Annotated in this window: 15 protein-coding genes, 1 tRNA gene and 1 other RNA gene; 6 read left to right on the top strand and 11 right to left on the bottom strand. The window is 36.0% G+C overall.

Going from position 1 to position 18,486, the window contains the following annotated elements:
- Positions 1-46: 46 nt before the first annotated feature.
- Positions 47-1,069: an LD-carboxypeptidase gene (locus LUA91_RS03120; protein WP_231424499.1), complete on the bottom strand. Its 1,023-nt coding sequence runs from the start codon at positions 1,067-1,069 to the stop codon at positions 47-49.
- 365 nt (positions 1,070-1,434) lie between these two features.
- Between LUA91_RS03120 and LUA91_RS03115 the strand changes: the two genes are divergently transcribed.
- Entirely contained in the window at positions 1,435-1,932 is a 498-nt protein-coding gene (locus LUA91_RS03115; protein WP_231424498.1) for an HAD-IIIA family hydrolase, read from the top strand.
- A 174-nt stretch (positions 1,933-2,106) separates the two neighbouring features.
- On the opposite strand, the gene fsa is transcribed toward LUA91_RS03115, so the two are convergent.
- Both fsa and ffs read right to left on the bottom strand, forming a co-directional pair.
- On the bottom strand, positions 2,107-2,766 hold the full coding sequence (gene fsa, locus LUA91_RS03110; RefSeq protein ID WP_231424497.1) for a fructose-6-phosphate aldolase: 660 nt from the start codon (positions 2,764-2,766) through the stop codon (positions 2,107-2,109).
- Between the two features lie 86 nt (positions 2,767-2,852).
- Positions 2,853-2,952: signal recognition particle sRNA small type (gene ffs, locus LUA91_RS03105), an RNA gene on the bottom strand.
- Between the two features lie 413 nt (positions 2,953-3,365).
- On the opposite strand from ffs, the gene gltB reads away from it, so the two are divergent.
- On the top strand, positions 3,366-7,865 hold the full coding sequence (gene gltB, locus LUA91_RS03100; RefSeq protein WP_231424496.1) for a glutamate synthase large subunit: 4,500 nt from the start codon (positions 3,366-3,368) through the stop codon (positions 7,863-7,865).
- A 3-nt stretch (positions 7,866-7,868) separates the two neighbouring features.
- Complete coding sequence (locus tag LUA91_RS03095; protein ID WP_231424495.1) at positions 7,869-9,335, top strand: glutamate synthase subunit beta; 1,467 nt, start codon at positions 7,869-7,871, stop codon at positions 9,333-9,335.
- A 249-nt stretch (positions 9,336-9,584) separates the two neighbouring features.
- Here LUA91_RS03095 and LUA91_RS03090 read toward each other — a convergent pair.
- From LUA91_RS03090 to LUA91_RS03060, 7 genes are all read right to left on the bottom strand, one after another.
- Positions 9,585-9,658, bottom strand: a tRNA-Arg gene (locus LUA91_RS03090).
- A 108-nt stretch (positions 9,659-9,766) separates the two neighbouring features.
- Positions 9,767-10,204, bottom strand: coding sequence for a Fur family transcriptional regulator (locus tag LUA91_RS03085; RefSeq protein ID WP_231424494.1), 438 nt, complete (start codon positions 10,202-10,204; stop codon positions 9,767-9,769).
- A gap of 11 nt (positions 10,205-10,215) precedes the next feature.
- Entirely contained in the window at positions 10,216-10,665 is a 450-nt protein-coding gene (locus LUA91_RS03080) for a hypothetical protein (RefSeq protein ID WP_231424493.1), read from the bottom strand.
- Positions 10,662-11,102 (bottom strand): hypothetical protein, encoded by a 441-nt coding sequence (locus LUA91_RS03075; protein ID WP_231424491.1) that lies wholly within the window; start codon positions 11,100-11,102, stop codon positions 10,662-10,664. Before LUA91_RS03075 ends, LUA91_RS03080 begins: the two co-directional genes overlap by 4 nt.
- Positions 11,102-12,307, bottom strand: coding sequence for an FtsX-like permease family protein (locus LUA91_RS03070; RefSeq protein WP_231424490.1), 1,206 nt, complete (start codon positions 12,305-12,307; stop codon positions 11,102-11,104). Before LUA91_RS03070 ends, LUA91_RS03075 begins: the two co-directional genes overlap by 1 nt.
- The gene (locus LUA91_RS03065; RefSeq protein ID WP_231424489.1) at positions 12,307-12,933 is read right to left on the bottom strand and encodes an ABC transporter ATP-binding protein; all 627 of its coding nucleotides are present in this window, start codon (positions 12,931-12,933) and stop codon (positions 12,307-12,309) included. Before LUA91_RS03065 ends, LUA91_RS03070 begins: the two co-directional genes overlap by 1 nt.
- A gap of 226 nt (positions 12,934-13,159) precedes the next feature.
- Positions 13,160-13,546 (bottom strand): MerC domain-containing protein, encoded by a 387-nt coding sequence (locus LUA91_RS03060; RefSeq protein WP_231424488.1) that lies wholly within the window; start codon positions 13,544-13,546, stop codon positions 13,160-13,162.
- Positions 13,547-13,725: 179 nt separating this feature from the next.
- Between LUA91_RS03060 and LUA91_RS03055 the strand changes: the two genes are divergently transcribed.
- From LUA91_RS03055 to LUA91_RS03045, 3 genes are all read left to right on the top strand, one after another.
- Entirely contained in the window at positions 13,726-16,185 is a 2,460-nt protein-coding gene (locus tag LUA91_RS03055) for a TonB-dependent receptor (protein ID WP_231424487.1), read from the top strand.
- 148 nt (positions 16,186-16,333) lie between these two features.
- Positions 16,334-16,774 carry a PaaI family thioesterase gene (locus LUA91_RS03050; RefSeq protein WP_231424486.1) on the top strand — a complete coding sequence of 147 codons (441 nt, stop codon included), beginning with the start codon at positions 16,334-16,336 and terminating at the stop codon, positions 16,772-16,774.
- Between the two features lie 163 nt (positions 16,775-16,937).
- Complete coding sequence (locus LUA91_RS03045; protein ID WP_157255629.1) at positions 16,938-17,117, top strand: hypothetical protein; 180 nt, start codon at positions 16,938-16,940, stop codon at positions 17,115-17,117.
- A gap of 78 nt (positions 17,118-17,195) precedes the next feature.
- On the opposite strand, the gene LUA91_RS03040 is transcribed toward LUA91_RS03045, so the two are convergent.
- Positions 17,196-18,467, bottom strand: coding sequence for a nucleoside recognition domain-containing protein (locus tag LUA91_RS03040; protein ID WP_231424485.1), 1,272 nt, complete (start codon positions 18,465-18,467; stop codon positions 17,196-17,198).
- Positions 18,468-18,486 lie beyond the last annotated feature (19 nt).

The raw sequence follows: 18,486 nt of genomic DNA, 5'->3' as shown, positions 1-18,486 counted from the left end.
GTGATAAACTACTTCAACATCTTTTGAATTAATAGAATCAAATCAGCTATATACTATGAAGTGTTGTGCCACTTTCACTTACATTTAAAACATGTTTTACTCCACATTTTAATGCAAAATTATTCCGCTGATGGCCAACAGGAAAATCGAAAGCAACGGGGTATTTATATTCCGCAATTTTCTCCATTACAATTTCATAAATATTTTTGCCAAATTCTTCGCCTGCGTCATCAGGTTTTATCTTAAAACCGCCAATTAACAAACCTTTCAGGTTTTTTAGTTTTCCATTGCGTTTTAAATTCCAGAGCATTCTATCAATACTGTAAAGGTATTCTCCAGTATCTTCTATAAAAAGAATCTTGTTTTTTGTATCTAAATCTGAATCACTTCCTGCTAAAGTTTCTATGATGCTTAAATTACCGCCTGTTAAAATTTCTTCAACTTTTCCTATTCGATTATTTGGATTTACAGGCGCAATGTATCCCATTTGCTCGCCAAGCAATGCATTTTTTATTGATAAAATTGTTTCGATTTGAATGGGTTCAGCTTTGGTCCAATCATTAGGAAAACTATTGCACATTTTAGAATGAATGGAGGCTATGCCATAATTTTTCGCTAAATGACAATGTAAAACCGTAATATCACTAAAGCCAATAATCCATTTTGGATTTTTCTTAAATGCAGAAAAATCCAGTCGATCAATAATCCTTACGAAACCATAACCGCCACGGGCGCACATAATTGCTTTGATGTTAGGATCATCCAACATATTTTGAAAATCGGATAATCTTTCCTCATCTGTGCCACCATAAGTAAAATCCCTTTTCCCGATAGTACTTCCGATTTTTATTTTAAAACCCCAATTCTCCATTTGCAAAATCGATGGTTGAACTTGCTCCACAGTGATAAATCCTGCCGGGCTTGTTATTCCAATTACATCGCCTTGCTTTAAATATGGAGGAATTTCAAAAGATGAACGCTCACTTTCCGTAATATTCGCAAAGGTTTTAAAGGCAGGGAGTATACTTGCGGCGGCAATAAATGATGAAAGGAAGTGTTTTCTGTTCATTAAAATAGGAAATAATTTTTCGTTAGGCTAATATATGATTTAAAATTTTTGCATAAAAGAAAAGGGATTTATATCCATAAATCCCTTTTTTAAACCAAACAAATTAATCTGTAAAAGATTAGTATAATGTGAATTATATACATAACCAACAATAAAATAAAATGTTTGAAGATTTACTGATAATTATTTTTTTGGGATATTTTAGGATCGGAAACTGCTATTCGAAATAGTGATTTTTGATTTAAATGAGTTAAAGGAAGGTAAAATAGGATTTCGATTGATGCTTTTATTTTAACTATTTTCGCGAATAAATTTTAATAGAGATGGCTTAGTTTATGGCTGAACATTTCCAATCTGTAATTTAAATGAATAAAGCTATTTTTCTCGATCGTGATGGTGTACTTAACCACGAAATCTACGACTATATTTGTCGTGTTGAAGATTTTAAAATTTTGGATTATCAAATTCCGGTTTTAAAGAAATTATATGATGAAGGTTATTTGCTAATTGTGATCACCAACCAAGGCGGTATAGCTTTGAAAAGATATAGTGAGCAAGAATTGGCCATTATGCACCAGATGTTAAGAAATGCTTTCGTTGCAAAAGGTGCTGATATTGCTGGCTTTTATTATTGTCCTCATCACCCAACTGTTGGCGGCGAATGTAAATGCAGAAAACCTGCATCAGGAATGATTTTAGATGCCATTGACATGTATGACATTGATCCAGCACTTTCTGTAATGATTGGCGATAAACCACGTGATGTTGAAGCTGCAAATGGGGCAGGGGTGAAAGGAATTTTAATTGAACCCGATGAACAGATAAGTTACGAGAAGGTGAAAGAAGTTTTGGCAGAGATGTAAAATGGACTTCCATTCCGATATTTAGTTTATGAATTGCCCATTGCAATAATGCTAAATATGATGGTAGATATTTTCCTTTAAATTATTCATCTTAGTTTTGGATATAACAATAAAACCCTGGGTTTTGACTAATCAAAACCCAGGGCTTTTCATTTTAGATTATTAATTCAAAGTCTATTTACCTGCTGCCTTAGCGTGGTCTGCTAAGAAAGTGGCTAAACCGCTATCTGTTAATGGATGTTTTAACAATCCAACAATTGCCGCCAATGGCGCTGTAATTACATCTGCACCTAATTTAGCGCAGTTTACGATGTGTAATGGTCCGCGGATAGATGCAGCTAAAATTTGCGTCTCGTAACCATAATTATCAAAAATTGTTCTGATATCTTCGATCAACATTAAGCCATCGCTAGAAATATCATCTAAACGGCCTAAAAATGGAGATACATAAGTTGCTCCAGCTTTCGCAGCCAATAAAGCCTGACCAGCAGAGAAAATTAATGTACAATTAGTTTTAATTCCTTTTGATGAAAAATATTTGATTGCTTTAACGCCATCTTTAATCATTGGAACTTTAACAACAATTTTAGGATTTAAAGCAGCAAGTGCTTCACCTTCTTTAATTATTTCATCAAAAGTTGTAGAAATAACTTCAGCACTTACGTTGTCTTCAACAATATCGCAAATTGCTTTATAGTGGTTGATTACATTTTCGTCGCCTGTAATACCTTCCTTAGCCATTAAGCTAGGATTAGTAGTTACACCATCTAAAATGCCAAGATCATGCGCTTCTTTGATTTGATCAAGATTTGCTGTGTCGATAAAAAATTTCATGGTTTATAAATTCTTAAGTATTTGAGTTTCATGTTGAACCCTGAAGAATTTAATTCCCCCTTCAGGGGATTAAGGGAAAAGAAAAAAAAGGGCAAGCACCTTCTATCGCACCGCTACAACCTTCTACCCTTGCTATGTTCCCATCCTGGGGGAGTTCAAAGGGAGCTGGTCGTAAAAGACTTGCCCGCCACAAAGGTAGAAAAAGATGTTGTTTTGCAAAATGCATTTTTCTAATTTTTTAATCATTTAGGCTATGTTGTTGATTAGTAATTTAATAAAATGATATTAAAATATTTTCACTAAAATAAATCATCATATAAATTGATATAATATTATTTATTTATAAATGATCAATTTGTATATGAAAATTTTAATAAATCGATTTATTATCTAATCTTGATAAAAAGACACATTTTTAATGCTTTTTATGTATTACGAAATTTGTAAATTTTTTAGATAATATTTAATGATTATTTAAATTGGGTTTCATTTTTTGCTTTTAAACTAAAATAATCCTAAAAAGTATATCAACTCTGTAATTTAAGAATCGTTTTTTGTATCTTAGTGTTTCCTATACACTAACAACTAACGAGCAAAGAATGGAACCAAACAGTGGATTGTACGATGCGCAATTTGAACACGATGCCTGCGGTATTGGGTTCGTTGCACATGTGAAAGGGCGAAAATCGCATCAAATCATCTCCGATGCACTTACTATTTTAGAAAATCTAGATCATAGAGGGGCAAGTGGAGCAGAACCAAATACCGGCGATGGTGCTGGTATCATGATTCAGATTCCCCATGAATTTTTATACGATGAATGTTTAAAAGCTGGCTTTAGCCTGCCTGAAACCAATAATTACGGTGTCGGTCAGTTATTTATGCCAAAAGATATCCGTTCAAGAGAGGAATGTAGAGAACTGATTTACCGTGCTGCTGAAAAGTTGGGGCTGGAAATATTAGGTTTTAGAAAAGTTGACGTTGATACCACAGATATCGGAAGCATGGCACTTTCTGTTGAACCTGAAATTGAGCAGGTTTTTATCGCTCGTCCTTACGCTGTAAATCCTGGGGCTGATTTCGAACGAAAACTTTATATTTTCAAAAATTATCTGATTAAACTAATCGTTAATACCGTACATGGTGGTAAAGATTTTTACATTGTTTCGCTTTCTGCGCAAACGATTATATATAAAGGTCAGTTAACCTCGTTGCAGGTTCGTACTTATTTTAATGATTTAAGTGATAAACGTGTGGTTTCGGCTTTGGGTTTGGTGCACTCACGTTTTGCAACCAACACATTCCCATCGTGGAGGTTGGCTCAACCATTCCGTTTTATCGCACACAATGGTGAAATTAATACTTTACAAGGAAATTTAAACTGGTTTAGAGCAGGTGTTAAATCATTTGCATCCGCTTATTTTACGCCTGAAGAACTGGATATGTTATTGCCGGTAATCGACGAAACCAATTCGGATTCCGGTTGCTTGGATAATGTTATTGAGTTACTGCTTCATGCGGGCAGAACGTTGCCTCATGTTTTAATGATGCTGGTTCCAGAAGCATGGGATGGTAATGAGGATATGGATCCGATTAAGAAAGCATTTTACGAATTTCATGCTACTTTAATGGAACCTTGGGATGGACCGGCAGCCATCGCTTTTACTGATGGTAAGCTTATTGGAGCTACCTTAGATAGAAATGGTTTACGTCCTTCTCGTTACGCGATTACTTCTGATGATCGTGTGATCATGGCGTCAGAAGCAGGGGCGTTGGCTATCGATCAAAGTACCATAATCGAAAAAGGCCGCTTAACGCCTGGCAAAATGTTCGTTGTGGATATGGAGCAGGGCAGAATTATCAGCGATGAGGAAATTAAAACACAAGTGTGTAGTAAAAGTCCTTATGCTGATTGGATTAATCAATATCAAATCCGTTTAGAAGAGTTGCCAGAGCCACGCGTAATGTTTACTGGTCTTTCAAAGGAATCTATTTTTAAATATCAGCAGGTTTTTGGTTACAGTAGAGAAGATATTGATCTTTTGCTAAAACCAATGGCTGTTGAAGCTAAGGAACCAATTGGCTCGATGGGTACTGATACTCCTTTGGCTATTTTATCTAAGCGTCCTCAACATTTATCAAACTACTTTAAACAATTATTTGCACAGGTAACCAACCCGCCAATTGATCCGATTCGTGAGAAAGTGGTAATGAGTTTGGCAAGTTTTATGGGAAGCAATGGTAATTTGTTAGAGGAAAATCCATTGCAATCACACTGTGTAGCTATCAAACATCCAATATTAACAAATCAGGAACTAGAAAAGCTTAGAAGTATTGATACCGGTGTTTTTCAGGCTAAGACCTTACAAACCTATTTTAGGGCTGATGGAAAACCTGGCGCCATGGCAAAAGCTTTGGATCGCTTATGCCGTTATGCTGTTGATGCTGTGGAGGATGGTTTCCAGGTTATCGTTTTAACTGATAGGGCAATTGATTCTGAACATGCTGCAATGCCATCATTATTGGCAGTATCAGCAGTACATCACCATTTAATTCGTAAAGGATATCGTGGCGCTGTTGGTATCGTAATTGAAGGTGGTGATATTTGGGAAGTACATCATTTTGCAACCTTATTAGGTTTTGGTGTGACTGCAATTAATCCATATTTAGCGCTTGAAACGATTAATGGTTTTCAGGAAGAATCAGGATTATCAGCAGAGGAATTAACCAAGAATTATATCTACGCTGTAAATAGCGGCTTGCTCAAAATATTCTCTAAAATGGGAATCTCAACCTTGCAATCTTACCAGGGCGCTCAGATTTTCGAAATTTTAGGCTTGAACAAGCAAGTTGTAAATACTTATTTTACTGGGGCAGTTTCCCGCATTGGTGGTTTAGGTTTAGATGAAATTGCTAAGGAAACATTAATTAAACATCATCGTAGTTTCGGGCCAGCAACACAAACAGAAAACTTGTTGCCAGCTGGCGGTACTTATAAATTCCGTCGCAGGGGAGAAGCGCATTTATTTAATCCACAAACCATTCATTTGTTGCAAAATGCAACACGTAAAAACGATTACAATATTTTCAAACAATATTCGAAATTGGTAAATGAGCAAACCCAACAAGCTTATACCATTCGTGGATTGTTTGATTTCAATTATACTCGTCCATCAGTTCCATTGAACGAAGTTGAATCCACCGAAGCAATTTTAAAAAGATTTGCAACTGGAGCAATGTCGTTTGGATCCATTTCTCACGAGGCACACTCAACCCTGGCTATTGCGATGAACCGTATTGGAGGAAAAAGCAATACCGGTGAGGGTGGTGAAGACGAGATGCGCTACACCAAAATGGAAAATGGCGACAGTATGCGTTCAGCAATTAAGCAAGTTGCATCTGCTCGTTTTGGTGTAACCAGTTACTATTTAACCAATGCTGATGAGCTGCAAATTAAAATGGCTCAAGGTGCAAAACCAGGAGAGGGCGGACAGTTACCTGGCCACAAGGTAGATGATTGGATTGCAAAAGTTCGTCACTCTACGCCGGGTGTGGGTTTAATTTCTCCGCCTCCACATCATGATATTTATTCCATCGAAGATTTAGCACAGCTGATTTACGATTTGAAAAATGCCAACCGAGCGGCTAGGATCAATGTGAAATTGGTTTCTAAAGCTGGTGTAGGAACCATTGCAGCCGGTGTTGCAAAAGCACATGCTGATGTAATTTTGGTTTCAGGTTTTGATGGAGGAACTGGTGCATCGCCTCTAACTTCTATTCAACATGCTGGTTTACCTTGGGAGCTTGGATTAGCCGAAGCGCATCAAACTTTAGTTAAAAATAAGTTACGTAACCGCATCGTTTTACAAACTGATGGTCAGTTAAAAACAGGTAGAGATATTGCAATTGCTGCTTTACTGGGTGCTGAAGAATGGGGTGTAGCTACGGCAGCTTTAGTAACAGCGGGCTGTATAATGATGCGTAAATGCCATTTAAATACCTGTCCGGTTGGCGTGGCAACACAAGATCCTGAATTAAGAAAGTTGTTTAGTGGAGATGCAGATCACGTAGTTAATCTTTTCCATTTCTTGGCAGAAGAGTTGCGTGAGATTATGGCTGAACTGGGTTTTAGAACTATCCATGAAATGATTGGTCAGGCCGATATTTTAAAAGTTCGCGAATTACCAGAGGAAGACTGGAAATTGAAATACCTTGATCTTTCTGCTATTCTTTTCAAAGCTGAAGATAATGGTTTGCCTTTATTTAATACTGAACAACAGGATCATGGTTTAGAGCATGTTTTAGATCATCAATTGATTGCTGCTGCTCAACCGGCAATAAATAACAATGAACCTGTTTTTGCAAGTTTTAATGTAAAAAACACAGATCGCTCTTTGGGTACAATGTTATCTAATGAAATTTCTAAAGTTCATTTAGGTGCGGGCTTACCACCAGATACCATTAACTTTAAGTTTGTGGGTTCGGCAGGACAAAGTTTTGGCGCATTTAATACCCGTGGCGTAACATTATCTTTAGAAGGTGAAGCAAATGATTACGTTGGTAAAGGTTTATCCGGCGCTCGTTTAGCGATTTATCCCTTCTCAAATTCAACATTTGTTCCGGAACAAAATATTATCATAGGTAACGTAGCACTATATGGCGCAACTTCTGGCGAATTATTCGCTCGAGGTAAAGCAGGTGAGCGTTTCGCTGTTCGTAATTCTGGTGCTACAGCTGTTGTTGAAGGTGTTGGCGACCATGGTTGTGAATATATGACTGGTGGTGAAGTACTGATCTTGGGAGATACAGGTAGCAATTTCGCGGCTGGAATGAGTGGCGGTGTAGCTTGGATTTATGATGCTAAAGGAACTTTTGCCCGTAAGTGCAACAAGGAAATGGTTGATCTTGATCCATTACAAACCGAAGATGAACAAAGGATATTAGCTTTGCTTAAAACACATATACGCTTGACGGATAGTAAAGTGGCGGAGTTTATCTTAAGTGATTGGAAAACACAATCAAATCATTTTGTAAAAGTATTCCCTAAAGAATACAAAGCAGTTTTAGCAAAACGTAATCAACAAGTAAAAACACACTAAGCCATGGGAAAAGTAACAGGATTTCAAGAATACGATAGAGTTGCGCCCACAAGAGAAGAGGCTAAAACTCGTATAAAACATTATGGGGAATTTTTAAACGAATTACCCGATCAAGAATTAAATAATCAAGCTGCCCGCTGTATGGATTGTGGCGTTCCTTTCTGTCAATCGGGTTGCCCTTTGGGTAATGTTATTCCAGAATTCAACGATGCCGTATATCAAGGTAAGTGGGAGCAAGCTGCAAATATTTTATTAAGTACCAATAATTTTCCAGAATTTACGGGTAGAATTTGCCCGGCACCTTGCGAATCCGCATGTGTACTGGGAATCAATCGTCCTCCAGTTTCTATTGAAGAGATTGAAAAGCATATTATCGAAATTGCCTTTGAAAAGGGTTTCATAAAGGCAAAAAAACCATTAATCAGAACTGGTAAAAAAGTTGCAGTAATTGGTTCAGGTCCGGCGGGTTTAGCGGCTGCTGCTCAGTTAAATAAGGTTGGTCACGAAGTTACCGTTTTCGAACGTGATGATGCCCCAGGTGGTTTATTAAGATACGGTATTCCAGATTTCAAACTGCAGAAAAATGTGGTAGATCGTCGTATTGATTTGATGAAAGAAGAAGGTATCATCTTTAGAACAAATGCAAATGTTGGTGTAAATATTGAAATTAGTACGATTTTAAGAGACTATAATGCTGTAGTTTTGGCTGGAGGTTCTACCATTCCCCGAGATTTATCTATTCCTGGTAGAGAAGCTAAAGGTGTGCATTTTGCCATGGATTTTTTAAAGCAACAAAATAAACGTGTTGCAAACAGAGAAATTATCGTTGAGGATATTTTAGCGAACGGTAAAGATGTGATTGTAATTGGTGGTGGTGATACAGGTTCAGATTGTATTGGAACTTCCAATCGTCATGGAGCTAAATCGGTAACTCAATTTGAAATTATGCCAATGCCTCCACAAACACGAACTGATAATATGCCTTGGCCAAATTATCCAATGCTATTGAAAAATACTTCCTCACACGAAGAAGGTGCACAAAGGGCTTGGTCGGTAAACACAAAAAACTTTATTGCTGATGAAAATGGAAATTTAAAAGCGCTAAAAGTAGTAGATGTGGAATGGGAAATTGATGCTGTTGGACGTCCGGTTTCTTTTAAAGAAGTTGCTGGAACGGAAAGAGATTTACCTTGTGAATTGGTTTTCTTAGCCATGGGTTTCTTACATCCTCAAAAAGAAGGATTGCTAGAAAAGTTAGGCGTTGAATTGGATAATCGTGGTAATGTGAAAGCCTCAGAGCATACTTATCAAACCAATATTGCGAAAATTTTTGCAGCTGGTGATGTTCGTCGCGGACAATCGTTAGTAGTTTGGGCAATTTCCGAAGGAAGAGAAGCCGCTCGTAAAGTAGATGAATACTTAATGGGTGTTACCAAACTGGCATCGAGAGATGCAGTTGCTTATGCTTAATGAACAGGTTTTTAATTTTTATATTTTTAGGGTCGTGGTGCAAACCACGACCTTTTTTGTGGGTTGAAAATTCGATCGCTGCAGCTCTCAGATGATTTAAGGTAGTAAAAAGATAGATCTTAGAATCTACTATAAAAGTTTATTTTAATGAACTTGATTCAGTAACTATCAAATAGATTATACAGTAAAATAAATTGAATGGTATGAATAAAAAAAGCCTCCAACTTTTTAAAGTTGAAGGCTTAATTGTACCCCGGAAGGGATTCGAACCCCTGACCCACGGTTTAGAAAACCGTTGCTCTATCCAACTGAGCTACCGAGGCCCGTTTTGTAACGAGTTGCAAATATAGAAGTTCTATCTAATAAGCAAAAATATATTTTAATTATTTCTAATGATTTTTTTACCTCGCTTTTAAAGCTTTCAGCATTAATTAATTAGCTTGATTACAGTCTTTACAAATACCAGAAACAATTAGGTTCATGTCTTCAATTTTGAAACCTTTTTCGATTTTTAATGCAGGAATTTTAATCTCATCAAGGCAATAAACTCTTAAACAGTTGTTGCAATTAAAGTGAACGTGCTCATCATGATGATGATTTTCGCTGCATGAATTAGTGCAGATGGCATAATTTGCAGTTCCTTGTTTATCCAATACACGATGAATAATTCCTTTTTCTTCAAAAGTTTTCAAAATTCTATAAAGCGTAACACGATCGATATCTTTTCCAATTACATTTTCCAAATAGGGCTGTGAAGTTGCAGAATTGCGATGAGATAAAACATCCAAAACCTGTAAACGGGCGCCAGTTTTTTTTAAGCCATTTTTAACCAATAAATCTTCATATGCTTGTGTTTCAATCGTGTTCATAACTTAGATATTTAAATAATCAATTTAGCATTAATAATGGAAACAGGTGGTTGGTAAGTGGCATTGTCATTTGTTAATTTTAAAATTCCTTTAACCCGAATTGGCTTTTCGGTAAATGTAATGGCACTTTCCATTTCTATCATAATCATAATAGGCACACCATTTTGTCCGCAAAAATAACATTGGTTGATTGGTAAAGTAGCCAATAAAAATTTTCGTTGCTTTGGGCTGTTTTTTATCGGTATCAAATATCCTTGCAAATCAAACATCTTATTATTAAACCTGGTAATACTTTCTCCATAAATTGGCAATAATTCATTTTTATCGGTTAATTCGAATTTCACGGTTCCAATTACATCCCAATTTAATGATTTTAGCTGATCATTATTGGTGTGTTTTTTGTTTTGAGCAGATGCCAGATTAAAAATCAAAAGCATCAGAATACTTAATACACTTTTCATTTTACGATTTTGGCGGCCAACAGAAAAAATTCCGATCGATTATCTCCAGAATTATTAATTATAAATTTACCCTGAATTTTAATCGGTTTCTCAGTAAACGGGAGCGGTGAAGCCATTTTAACTTCTACCATGGATGGAATATCACCAGTTCCGCAAAATGGACAAGATTCTATAGGAACAATTGATAAAAGAAATTCGGAGAACTTTGAACCCACCTTAGTTGGATATATGTAACCAGGCAATTCTATGATTTTGTTATTGAGAGCCATCAGTTCTGGAGGGAAAATACTGGCCCATTTCAATGGCTCAACCTGCTTTTCATATCTTAGCCCAATTAAGTTCCAATTTTTTGTACGCATATCTTTATGCACTTTAACCTGAGCTTTTAAATGCTGTGATGCTATCGTTATAAAGATGAAAATCAGTATTCTTTTCATTATTTCTCTTTTGAAAGTGTGCTCGCAATATCAACGCGATAAGTTTGTAGAGCGGGTATTATAGATGCCACTACGCCAATAATTAAGCCAGCTACAATGAGGTAAAATTCTTCGTTTACAAAATAAAAACCTGTTAATCTGGCTTGTGATGATTCTTGATAATCCCCAATAACTTGTAGAGCGAAGTGCCCGATAAATAAACCCAAAATGGCTCCGCTCACCGTGATTAGTAATCCTTCAAGCATCACTAGAGAAAATAATTTAAATTGGGATGCTCCCAGCGAACGCATTACAGCTAAATCATACTTTTTCTCCTTCATGGCATTGTATAGACTGATAAAAACACTCAATGCTGATATCGCCATAATCAATACTGCAAACCATTTTAGCGTTTCAATTCCAACTCCAATTAAAGAAAACAACCTTGCGCTTTCCATTGCCGGTGAGGCCGCCTGCATGTTGGTACTCTGATTTACCATCCTGGGGAAAATTACAACCGACATTGGCGAACGATATTGAATAAGAATAGCAGTAATTTCCTTATTGTTAATTTCAGCATCCTCTGTATGCGTTTCACCTTCATCATGTTCAGGCTCATGCATTTTATAAACACTTCCAATATTGGTTAAAATTAAATTATCCGTAACGTTTCCTTGCGCTTGCAAAATACCTGTAACGGTATAGGCATGATGCTTGTGCTCATCGCTGGCATCACTTAAACCATGTGCACCGAAGAATTTATCGCCTACTTTTAAATGTGCTTCGGCTGCAACGCTACTGCCAATTGTAGCTTCTAAATCTTTTGTCCAAAACTTTCCCTTTGCTAGTTTTAAACCATATAAACCTACAAAACCCGAATCCGTACCCACAATTCTATGCCCTTGAAAGTTATCTCCCAAAGCTAGAGGAACCGCTTTTTTAACCATGGGATTCTGCATCAATTCAGTGGCATCTTTTAAGGGTATATTTCCAGTAGGGAAATCGATATGGTAAATACTGCTTAGAATTAATTGTAACGGACTTCCTTTGGCACCAACAACTAAATCAATGTCTTTAGCATTTTGCTCCAGTTTATTTCCAATTTGTGTAGATGCTAAAAAGAGTATCGATAAAATGGCTACACCAAATGCAACCAATATGATATTGAGAAAAGTAGTGAGCTTGTTCCTTAATAGGTTTTTTGTACTTAGTCTTAGTATGTTCATTACAGTAAATATTCCTTATTAAGTTTATCTTTTACTCTTTTATCATGTGTGGCAATAATCAACGAAGCATGGTTATCTGAAGCCTGTTGTGTAAGAATTTTGATTACTTTTTCTGCATTTTCATCATCAAGACTCGAGGTTGGTTCATCTGCAATAAGTAATGCCGGATTATTTACCAATGCTCTTGCGATAGAAACCCTCTGCAATTGCCCTTGACTTAATTCTTCAGGATAATTTTTTGTTTTATCAGCTAAACCCAAAGAAGATAGCAAATCCATTACTCTCGATTTATTAATTTTAAGGTCTGCCATTGATGACGCCAAGGCCACATTATCGAATACGTTAAGACTTTTTATGAGGTGCGGTTTTTGAAATATAATACCAATGTTCTGTCCTCTAAAACGATCCATTTCTTTAAACGATAAGCTGTAAACATCAGTTTCATTTAATTTAACCTGACCATTTTCCGGTTTAAGTAATCCAGAAATGATATTCAGCAAAGTGCTTTTTCCACTTCCGGAAGCACCTAGCAAAAGCCACTGTTCCTCATCTAATATCTCCCAATCTGGAAATTTTAAAATCGGTCCATTGTTATAATGATGGGATAATGATTGAATACTGATCATAACTTTTTTAAAGCTTTTATTACCTGAATATTTTTAATGGCATAGCGACGATAAAGTTCTTGCGCATTATTAGTGCTGTGCCTGCATGCAGGATTTAATGTGCAAATAAAAGAGAGTGTAGCAATAAAAAGTAGTTTTATTTTTCTTTGCATGGTACAAATATATAATCCTTTTCTAGTTGAAAAATTGTTTCAATGGTATTAATACAATAAATATTTCAAATTTGTTAATGTGAATGTTTACAGGTTTTTACCAATTTGAGATTAAAAAAATGTGCCCCTGCGATAGTAAATCCTCCAAGGGGAATCATAATTGGTTCTAAAATTTCGATACCTGAAAAATGCCCGAAAATTATAGCTGCAAAACCAAGCGCCAACATAATGATAGGATATTGGTTGTGATGGATTTTTCGGTACGATTTACTCAGCGACCAGATGCCAATAAATAATGATAAAACAATCATTGAAATTTCCAATGCAGGAGTAGCTAAAAATTCTAAACCCCACAAAGGCAGTAAGGTAAAAACAAATGGGAGTAGTGCACAGTGAATTGCACATGCTGTTGATGCCGTTATACCAAGCTTATCAAGATTTACTGTTTTAAAATTCTTCATAATGGTGATTATATATTTTCAAATATAAAAGCAATTATGTTGCATTTAAATTTATTTGCAACTATATTGCATTAGCGTGATAAACGCATATCAGTCTCATGCTTCAAAAATATTATTTGATATATTTAAAAATAGATTTAGATTTGTCTAAAAATATATTTAGATAAATATCATTTCCTATGAAAATAATCGTACCCTTAATAATCTTATTTTTCTTCTTTAGGCCGAATGGCTATTCACAAAACAGCGTGATAGTTGGTAAAGTAACCTCAAAGGAAAATTTTATTGAAAATGTTAATGTGAAAATTACTGGTTTCAGCAGATCCACTAAAACAGATAAATCAGGTTATTACCAGATTGATAAAGTTTCGAAGGGTATAGTTGAAGTTCACTTTTCGGGTGTGAACTATCAGTCTAGGCGGATAAAAGTAACAATGCAAAACGATACACTTCGATTGGATACCGAACTGCTTGAATCTGAATCCAATCTGGATGACGTAGTGATAACTGGTGTTAACCGAGCTACTGCACTAAGGAAAAGTCCGGTGCCAATTGCAGTTTTATCTAAAAAAGCAATGGATCAAAATGTAAATACAAACCTAATAGAAGCGATTGTAAAAGGCGTTCCAGGTGTAACAGCTGTAACCACCGGGCCAAATGTGTCAAAGCCATTTATTCGAGGATTGGGCTATAATCGCGTATTGACTTTGTATGATGGATTGCGCCAGGAGGGACAACAATGGGGAGATGAGCATGGAATTGAAGTGGATGAATATGGAATTGTTAGGGCAGAGGTAGTAAAGGGTCCTGCAAGCTTAACCTATGGATCTGATGCTTTGGCCGGTGTAATCAATATGATTCCATATACACCAAATTTTGAGGAGAATAAATTAAAAGGTGATTTTACCACAAATTTCCAAAGCAATAATGGTATGTTAGGTTCGTCGTTAGGTTTAGCTTATATAAAAAATGATTGGAAATATACGCTTAGGGCAACTGGTAAAGTAGCCCATAATTATTACAACAAAGTTGATGGTTATGTATTTGGAACCGCTTTTAGAGAATACAATTTATCGGCTAGTGCCCGTGTAGATAAGGCTTGGGGTTATTCGAAAACTGCTGTCACCTATTACGATAACTTAATGGAAATTCCGGATGGGAGCAGAGATTCGATTACTAGAAGATTTACGAGGCAGGTTTTAGATGATGGCGATGATATCAAAAACAGGCCGATTGTTCCAACGAATGATTTAAGAAGCTACAGCATAAATCCTTTGCATCAGCATATTCAACACTATCGTTTTTACAATAACAGTCAATTCAAGTTTGGATCGAGCGACTTAAATATTCTAGTTGGCGGCCAGCAAAGTGTTCGTAGGGAATACAATCACCCCACTGTGCCAAACCAGGCTGGACTTTACGTAGTTTTAAATACCTTAAATTATGATATTAAATACAATCTTCCTGATTTTGCAGGCATTGAAAGTACTTTTGGCGTAAATGGGATGTATCAAACCAATAGAAGTAAAGATGCCACTGATTTTCCTATTCCTGATTATAATTTATTTGATGTTGGTGCTTTTTATTTCGCGAAAAAAACATTGGGAAAGATTGATATTTCTGGAGGTGTAAGGATGGATCGAAGAAACATCAATTGGAATAATTTTTATGTAGGAACTAATGCCCAAACAGGTTTTGGTAGCCAGTCAAATAGCAATGATCCAGCTGCTGATTTACAGTTTCCATCTTTCAGCAAAAACTATTATGGATTTTCGGGCAGTGTAGGTTTAACTTATAATATCTCTGATAAATTATTGATTAAGGCCAATATTGCCAGAGGTTACCGAGCACCAAATATTACAGAAATTGGTTCAAATGGATTGGATCCAGGCGCTCATATAGTTTATTTGGGTAACAGAAGTTTTAAACCAGAATTTAATCTTCAACAAGACATTGGCATTATAGCTTACTTAAAGGATGTAGATATCAGCATGGAAATATTCAATAATAATATTCAAAACTATATCTATCAATCGCGTTTAACAGATGAAAATGGAAATCCAGTAGTAATTGTTCCAGGAAATTTGACGTATCAATACCAGCAATCCAAAGCTAGACTTTATGGCGCTGAATTGGCCATTAATTTGCATCCTTCCAACTTAAAATGGCTTACTTTTAATAATAGTTTAGCTTATGTAGTTGGATTAAACAAAAATGAAACCTTATTAAATTTGCATGGAAAGGCGGCGAAGTATTTACCATTTATTCCTCCTTTGCAAATCAGATCAGAAATAAAAGCAACTGCACAAAAAAACATAGGATTTCTTGATAAACCCTATTTTAAATTTGATGCTGTGATGTTTGCTGATCAGAATAATTTTTATGCGCTAGACGATACCGAATCTTTTACAAAGGGATATACTTTGCTTAATGCGGGTATTGGCTCGACAATAAAATCTAAATCAGGCAAAAATTTAATGGATATTTTTATTCAGGTGGATAATATATTTAATGTGGCTTATCAATCGCATTTAAATCGTTTAAAATATTTTGAATACTATGAATCATCAACCAATGGCCGGTCTGGAATTTATAACATGGGAAGAAATATGAGTTTTAAGATAGTTGTACCGTTTTAAAAATGTAAGATGTAAGATGGATGATGTGAGATGGAAGATGTGAGATGGATGATGTGAGATGGATGAGATGTGATTTTGAAACGAAAATACCACCTTACATTTATAATTTACTAATTTTATCTATCTTAATCAATACAATTTAAATCAAATGGAGGAATCACTTAGCGAACAACGACTTAATTTTTTAAGGCAATCCATCGGAAAGGTGATCACATCATCACCATCAAACTTTATGAATTGGCTGGCGCCGGTCTTAATTAAAGCTGAAAGCGGGATTCTGGTTTGTAAATACACTATTCGAAAGGAAATGACTAATCCTTATCAAATTTTACATGGTGGCGTTACAGCAGGCATTATTGATGATTTAATTGGTGCAACTGTTTACACTATGGGATTAAACGATCGGTATACAACGGTTAATAATTATATTGATTATTTTGCTCCGGCAGCCGAAGGTGATGAGATCGTTGCAGAAACTGCTATTGTGAAGCGGGGAAAGACAATATTAAATCTTCAGTGTGAGATATACTTACCTTCAAAAAAGCGTTTAATAGCTAAAGGTTATTCGAATATGTTAAATATAGGTTAACACATTCCCAATAGCTTTAAAATAATTTGTTAATTCCTTTAAATTAGCGAAACATTCTCATTTATACATTGTTGTAACTTAACCAAAAATATAATGAGCCATGTTAGAAAATTATTCCACCCTGCAATTCATTGTTAGAGGCAAGATTTTTAAAGGATTTTGCATGCGTATTCAAGATGACTTTCATGAAACTTATGCCGTTGTTTTAGATGGTTACCATTCTTTTTGTATCTGGCTGGATAACAAAAACGAAAAATGGTGTGCATCTAAAAACGTGGCCATTGATCCAGATGCGATCGATGAGATCATCAACAGGATTTCACCTCGTCCGCAAGTCTCTTAACAATTCATCAGAATAATGCTCAAAAAAAAATCCCTGCTATATTTTACCTAAGCAGGGATTTTTTATGATGTTTGGTTTTTATCCAAAGAACAAATAAGCTAAACTTATCGCGGTACAAACGCCAACCAAATCTGCCAGCAACATAGCGCCAACGGCATAACGTGTATTTTTGATGCTTACTGATCCAAAATAAACAGCAATAACATAAAAGGTGGTATCAGAAGCACCTTGGAAAATACCCGACAATTTACTTGGGAAGGAATCTGCTCCATATGCCGTCATGGTATCAACCATCATTCCTCTTGCTGCACCACCACTCAATGGCCTAATTAATGCGGTTGGAAGGGCTTCAACAAATCGAGTATCGGCACCAAGCATTACAAACAGGTTTTTTATACCCATTATCACCACATCAAAAGTTCCGCTTGTGCGTAACATGCTTATGGCAACCAACATCCCTACTAAATATGGAATGATTTTAACAGCGGTTTCAAAACCATTTTTTGCACCATCGATAAATGCATCGAACACGTCAATTTTTTTATATAAACCGCCCAGTACAATTACCAGGAAAACGAATAAAATTAATCCATTACTCAATAATCCCGAAAATGATTTAATACCATCAGCATTTAAGGAGGTTACGTACAAAACCAATAACGCAATCACGACTGAAATACTCAGCACCCATCCAATAATAACCGGTTGCAGCAAATTAATTTTTTGCTTAAACGCGACAATTAGCATGGCTGCCATTGTTCCTACGAAGGTTACGATGAGGCAAGGAATAAAAACATCGGTAGGATCGGAAGCATTTTGCGAAGCACGAATGGCGATTACACTGACTGGAATTAAACTTAAACCAGCTGCATGCAGGCACAAAAACATTATTTGAGCGTTAGATGCGGTATCTTTGCTTGGATTTAATTCTTGTAAACTTTCCATTGCCTTTAATCCAAAGGGTGTTGCAGCGTTATCCAAACCCAATAAATTTGCTGAAAAATTCATTATCATGTGTCCCATTGATGGATGGCCTTTTGGAATCTCGGGAAAAAGTTTGGAAAAAAATGGACCAACAATTCTTGATAATAAACGAATTCCACCAGCACGTTCAGCAATGCTCATAAAACCCATAAATAAAGCAAGAATTCCGATTAGTTTTAAACACAACTCTACTGATGTCCAGCAGGTTTCGATAATGCCATTAACTTTGGTTAGATTAGTGGGGTCATCGGCTTTTCCAATTACCATCCAGCTAAAAATTTCCGATTGCCCGAAAAAGAAACATTTAACGGCTGCAACAATAATTGCAATTACGATAAAGCCAGACCAAATTCTACTTAATGCCATTAGGGTTTTTTAGTTTGAA

Source organism: Pedobacter sp. Leaf250 (assembly GCF_920984735.1).
Taxonomy (GTDB): domain Bacteria; phylum Bacteroidota; class Bacteroidia; order Sphingobacteriales; family Sphingobacteriaceae; genus Pedobacter.
The sequence above is the reverse complement of the archived record's forward strand: the minus strand, read 5'-3'. Positions and strand labels throughout refer to the sequence as shown.

What these genes read in the sequence shown, in the direction of transcription:
- LUA91_RS03120 (WP_231424499.1), bottom strand. Translation starts at nt 1,069, where the DNA reads ATGAACAGAAAACACTTCCTTTCATCATTTATTGCCGCCGCAAGTATA.
- LUA91_RS03115 (WP_231424498.1), top strand. Translation starts at nt 1,435, where the DNA reads ATGAATAAAGCTATTTTTCTCGATCGTGATGGTGTACTTAACCACGAA.
- fsa (WP_231424497.1), bottom strand. Translation starts at nt 2,766, where the DNA reads ATGAAATTTTTTATCGACACAGCAAATCTTGATCAAATCAAAGAAGCG.
- gltB (WP_231424496.1), top strand. Translation starts at nt 3,366, where the DNA reads ATGGAACCAAACAGTGGATTGTACGATGCGCAATTTGAACACGATGCC.
- LUA91_RS03095 (WP_231424495.1), top strand. Translation starts at nt 7,869, where the DNA reads ATGGGAAAAGTAACAGGATTTCAAGAATACGATAGAGTTGCGCCCACA.
- LUA91_RS03085 (WP_231424494.1), bottom strand. Translation starts at nt 10,204, where the DNA reads ATGAACACGATTGAAACACAAGCATATGAAGATTTATTGGTTAAAAAT.
- LUA91_RS03080 (WP_231424493.1), bottom strand. Translation starts at nt 10,665, where the DNA reads ATGAAAAGTGTATTAAGTATTCTGATGCTTTTGATTTTTAATCTGGCA.
- LUA91_RS03075 (WP_231424491.1), bottom strand. Translation starts at nt 11,102, where the DNA reads ATGAAAAGAATACTGATTTTCATCTTTATAACGATAGCATCACAGCAT.
- LUA91_RS03070 (WP_231424490.1), bottom strand. Translation starts at nt 12,307, where the DNA reads ATGAACATACTAAGACTAAGTACAAAAAACCTATTAAGGAACAAGCTC.
- LUA91_RS03065 (WP_231424489.1), bottom strand. Translation starts at nt 12,933, where the DNA reads ATGATCAGTATTCAATCATTATCCCATCATTATAACAATGGACCGATT.
- LUA91_RS03060 (WP_231424488.1), bottom strand. Translation starts at nt 13,546, where the DNA reads ATGAAGAATTTTAAAACAGTAAATCTTGATAAGCTTGGTATAACGGCA.
- LUA91_RS03055 (WP_231424487.1), top strand. Translation starts at nt 13,726, where the DNA reads ATGAAAATAATCGTACCCTTAATAATCTTATTTTTCTTCTTTAGGCCG.
- LUA91_RS03050 (WP_231424486.1), top strand. Translation starts at nt 16,334, where the DNA reads ATGGAGGAATCACTTAGCGAACAACGACTTAATTTTTTAAGGCAATCC.
- LUA91_RS03045 (WP_157255629.1), top strand. Translation starts at nt 16,938, where the DNA reads ATGCGTATTCAAGATGACTTTCATGAAACTTATGCCGTTGTTTTAGAT.
- LUA91_RS03040 (WP_231424485.1), bottom strand. Translation starts at nt 18,467, where the DNA reads ATGGCATTAAGTAGAATTTGGTCTGGCTTTATCGTAATTGCAATTATT.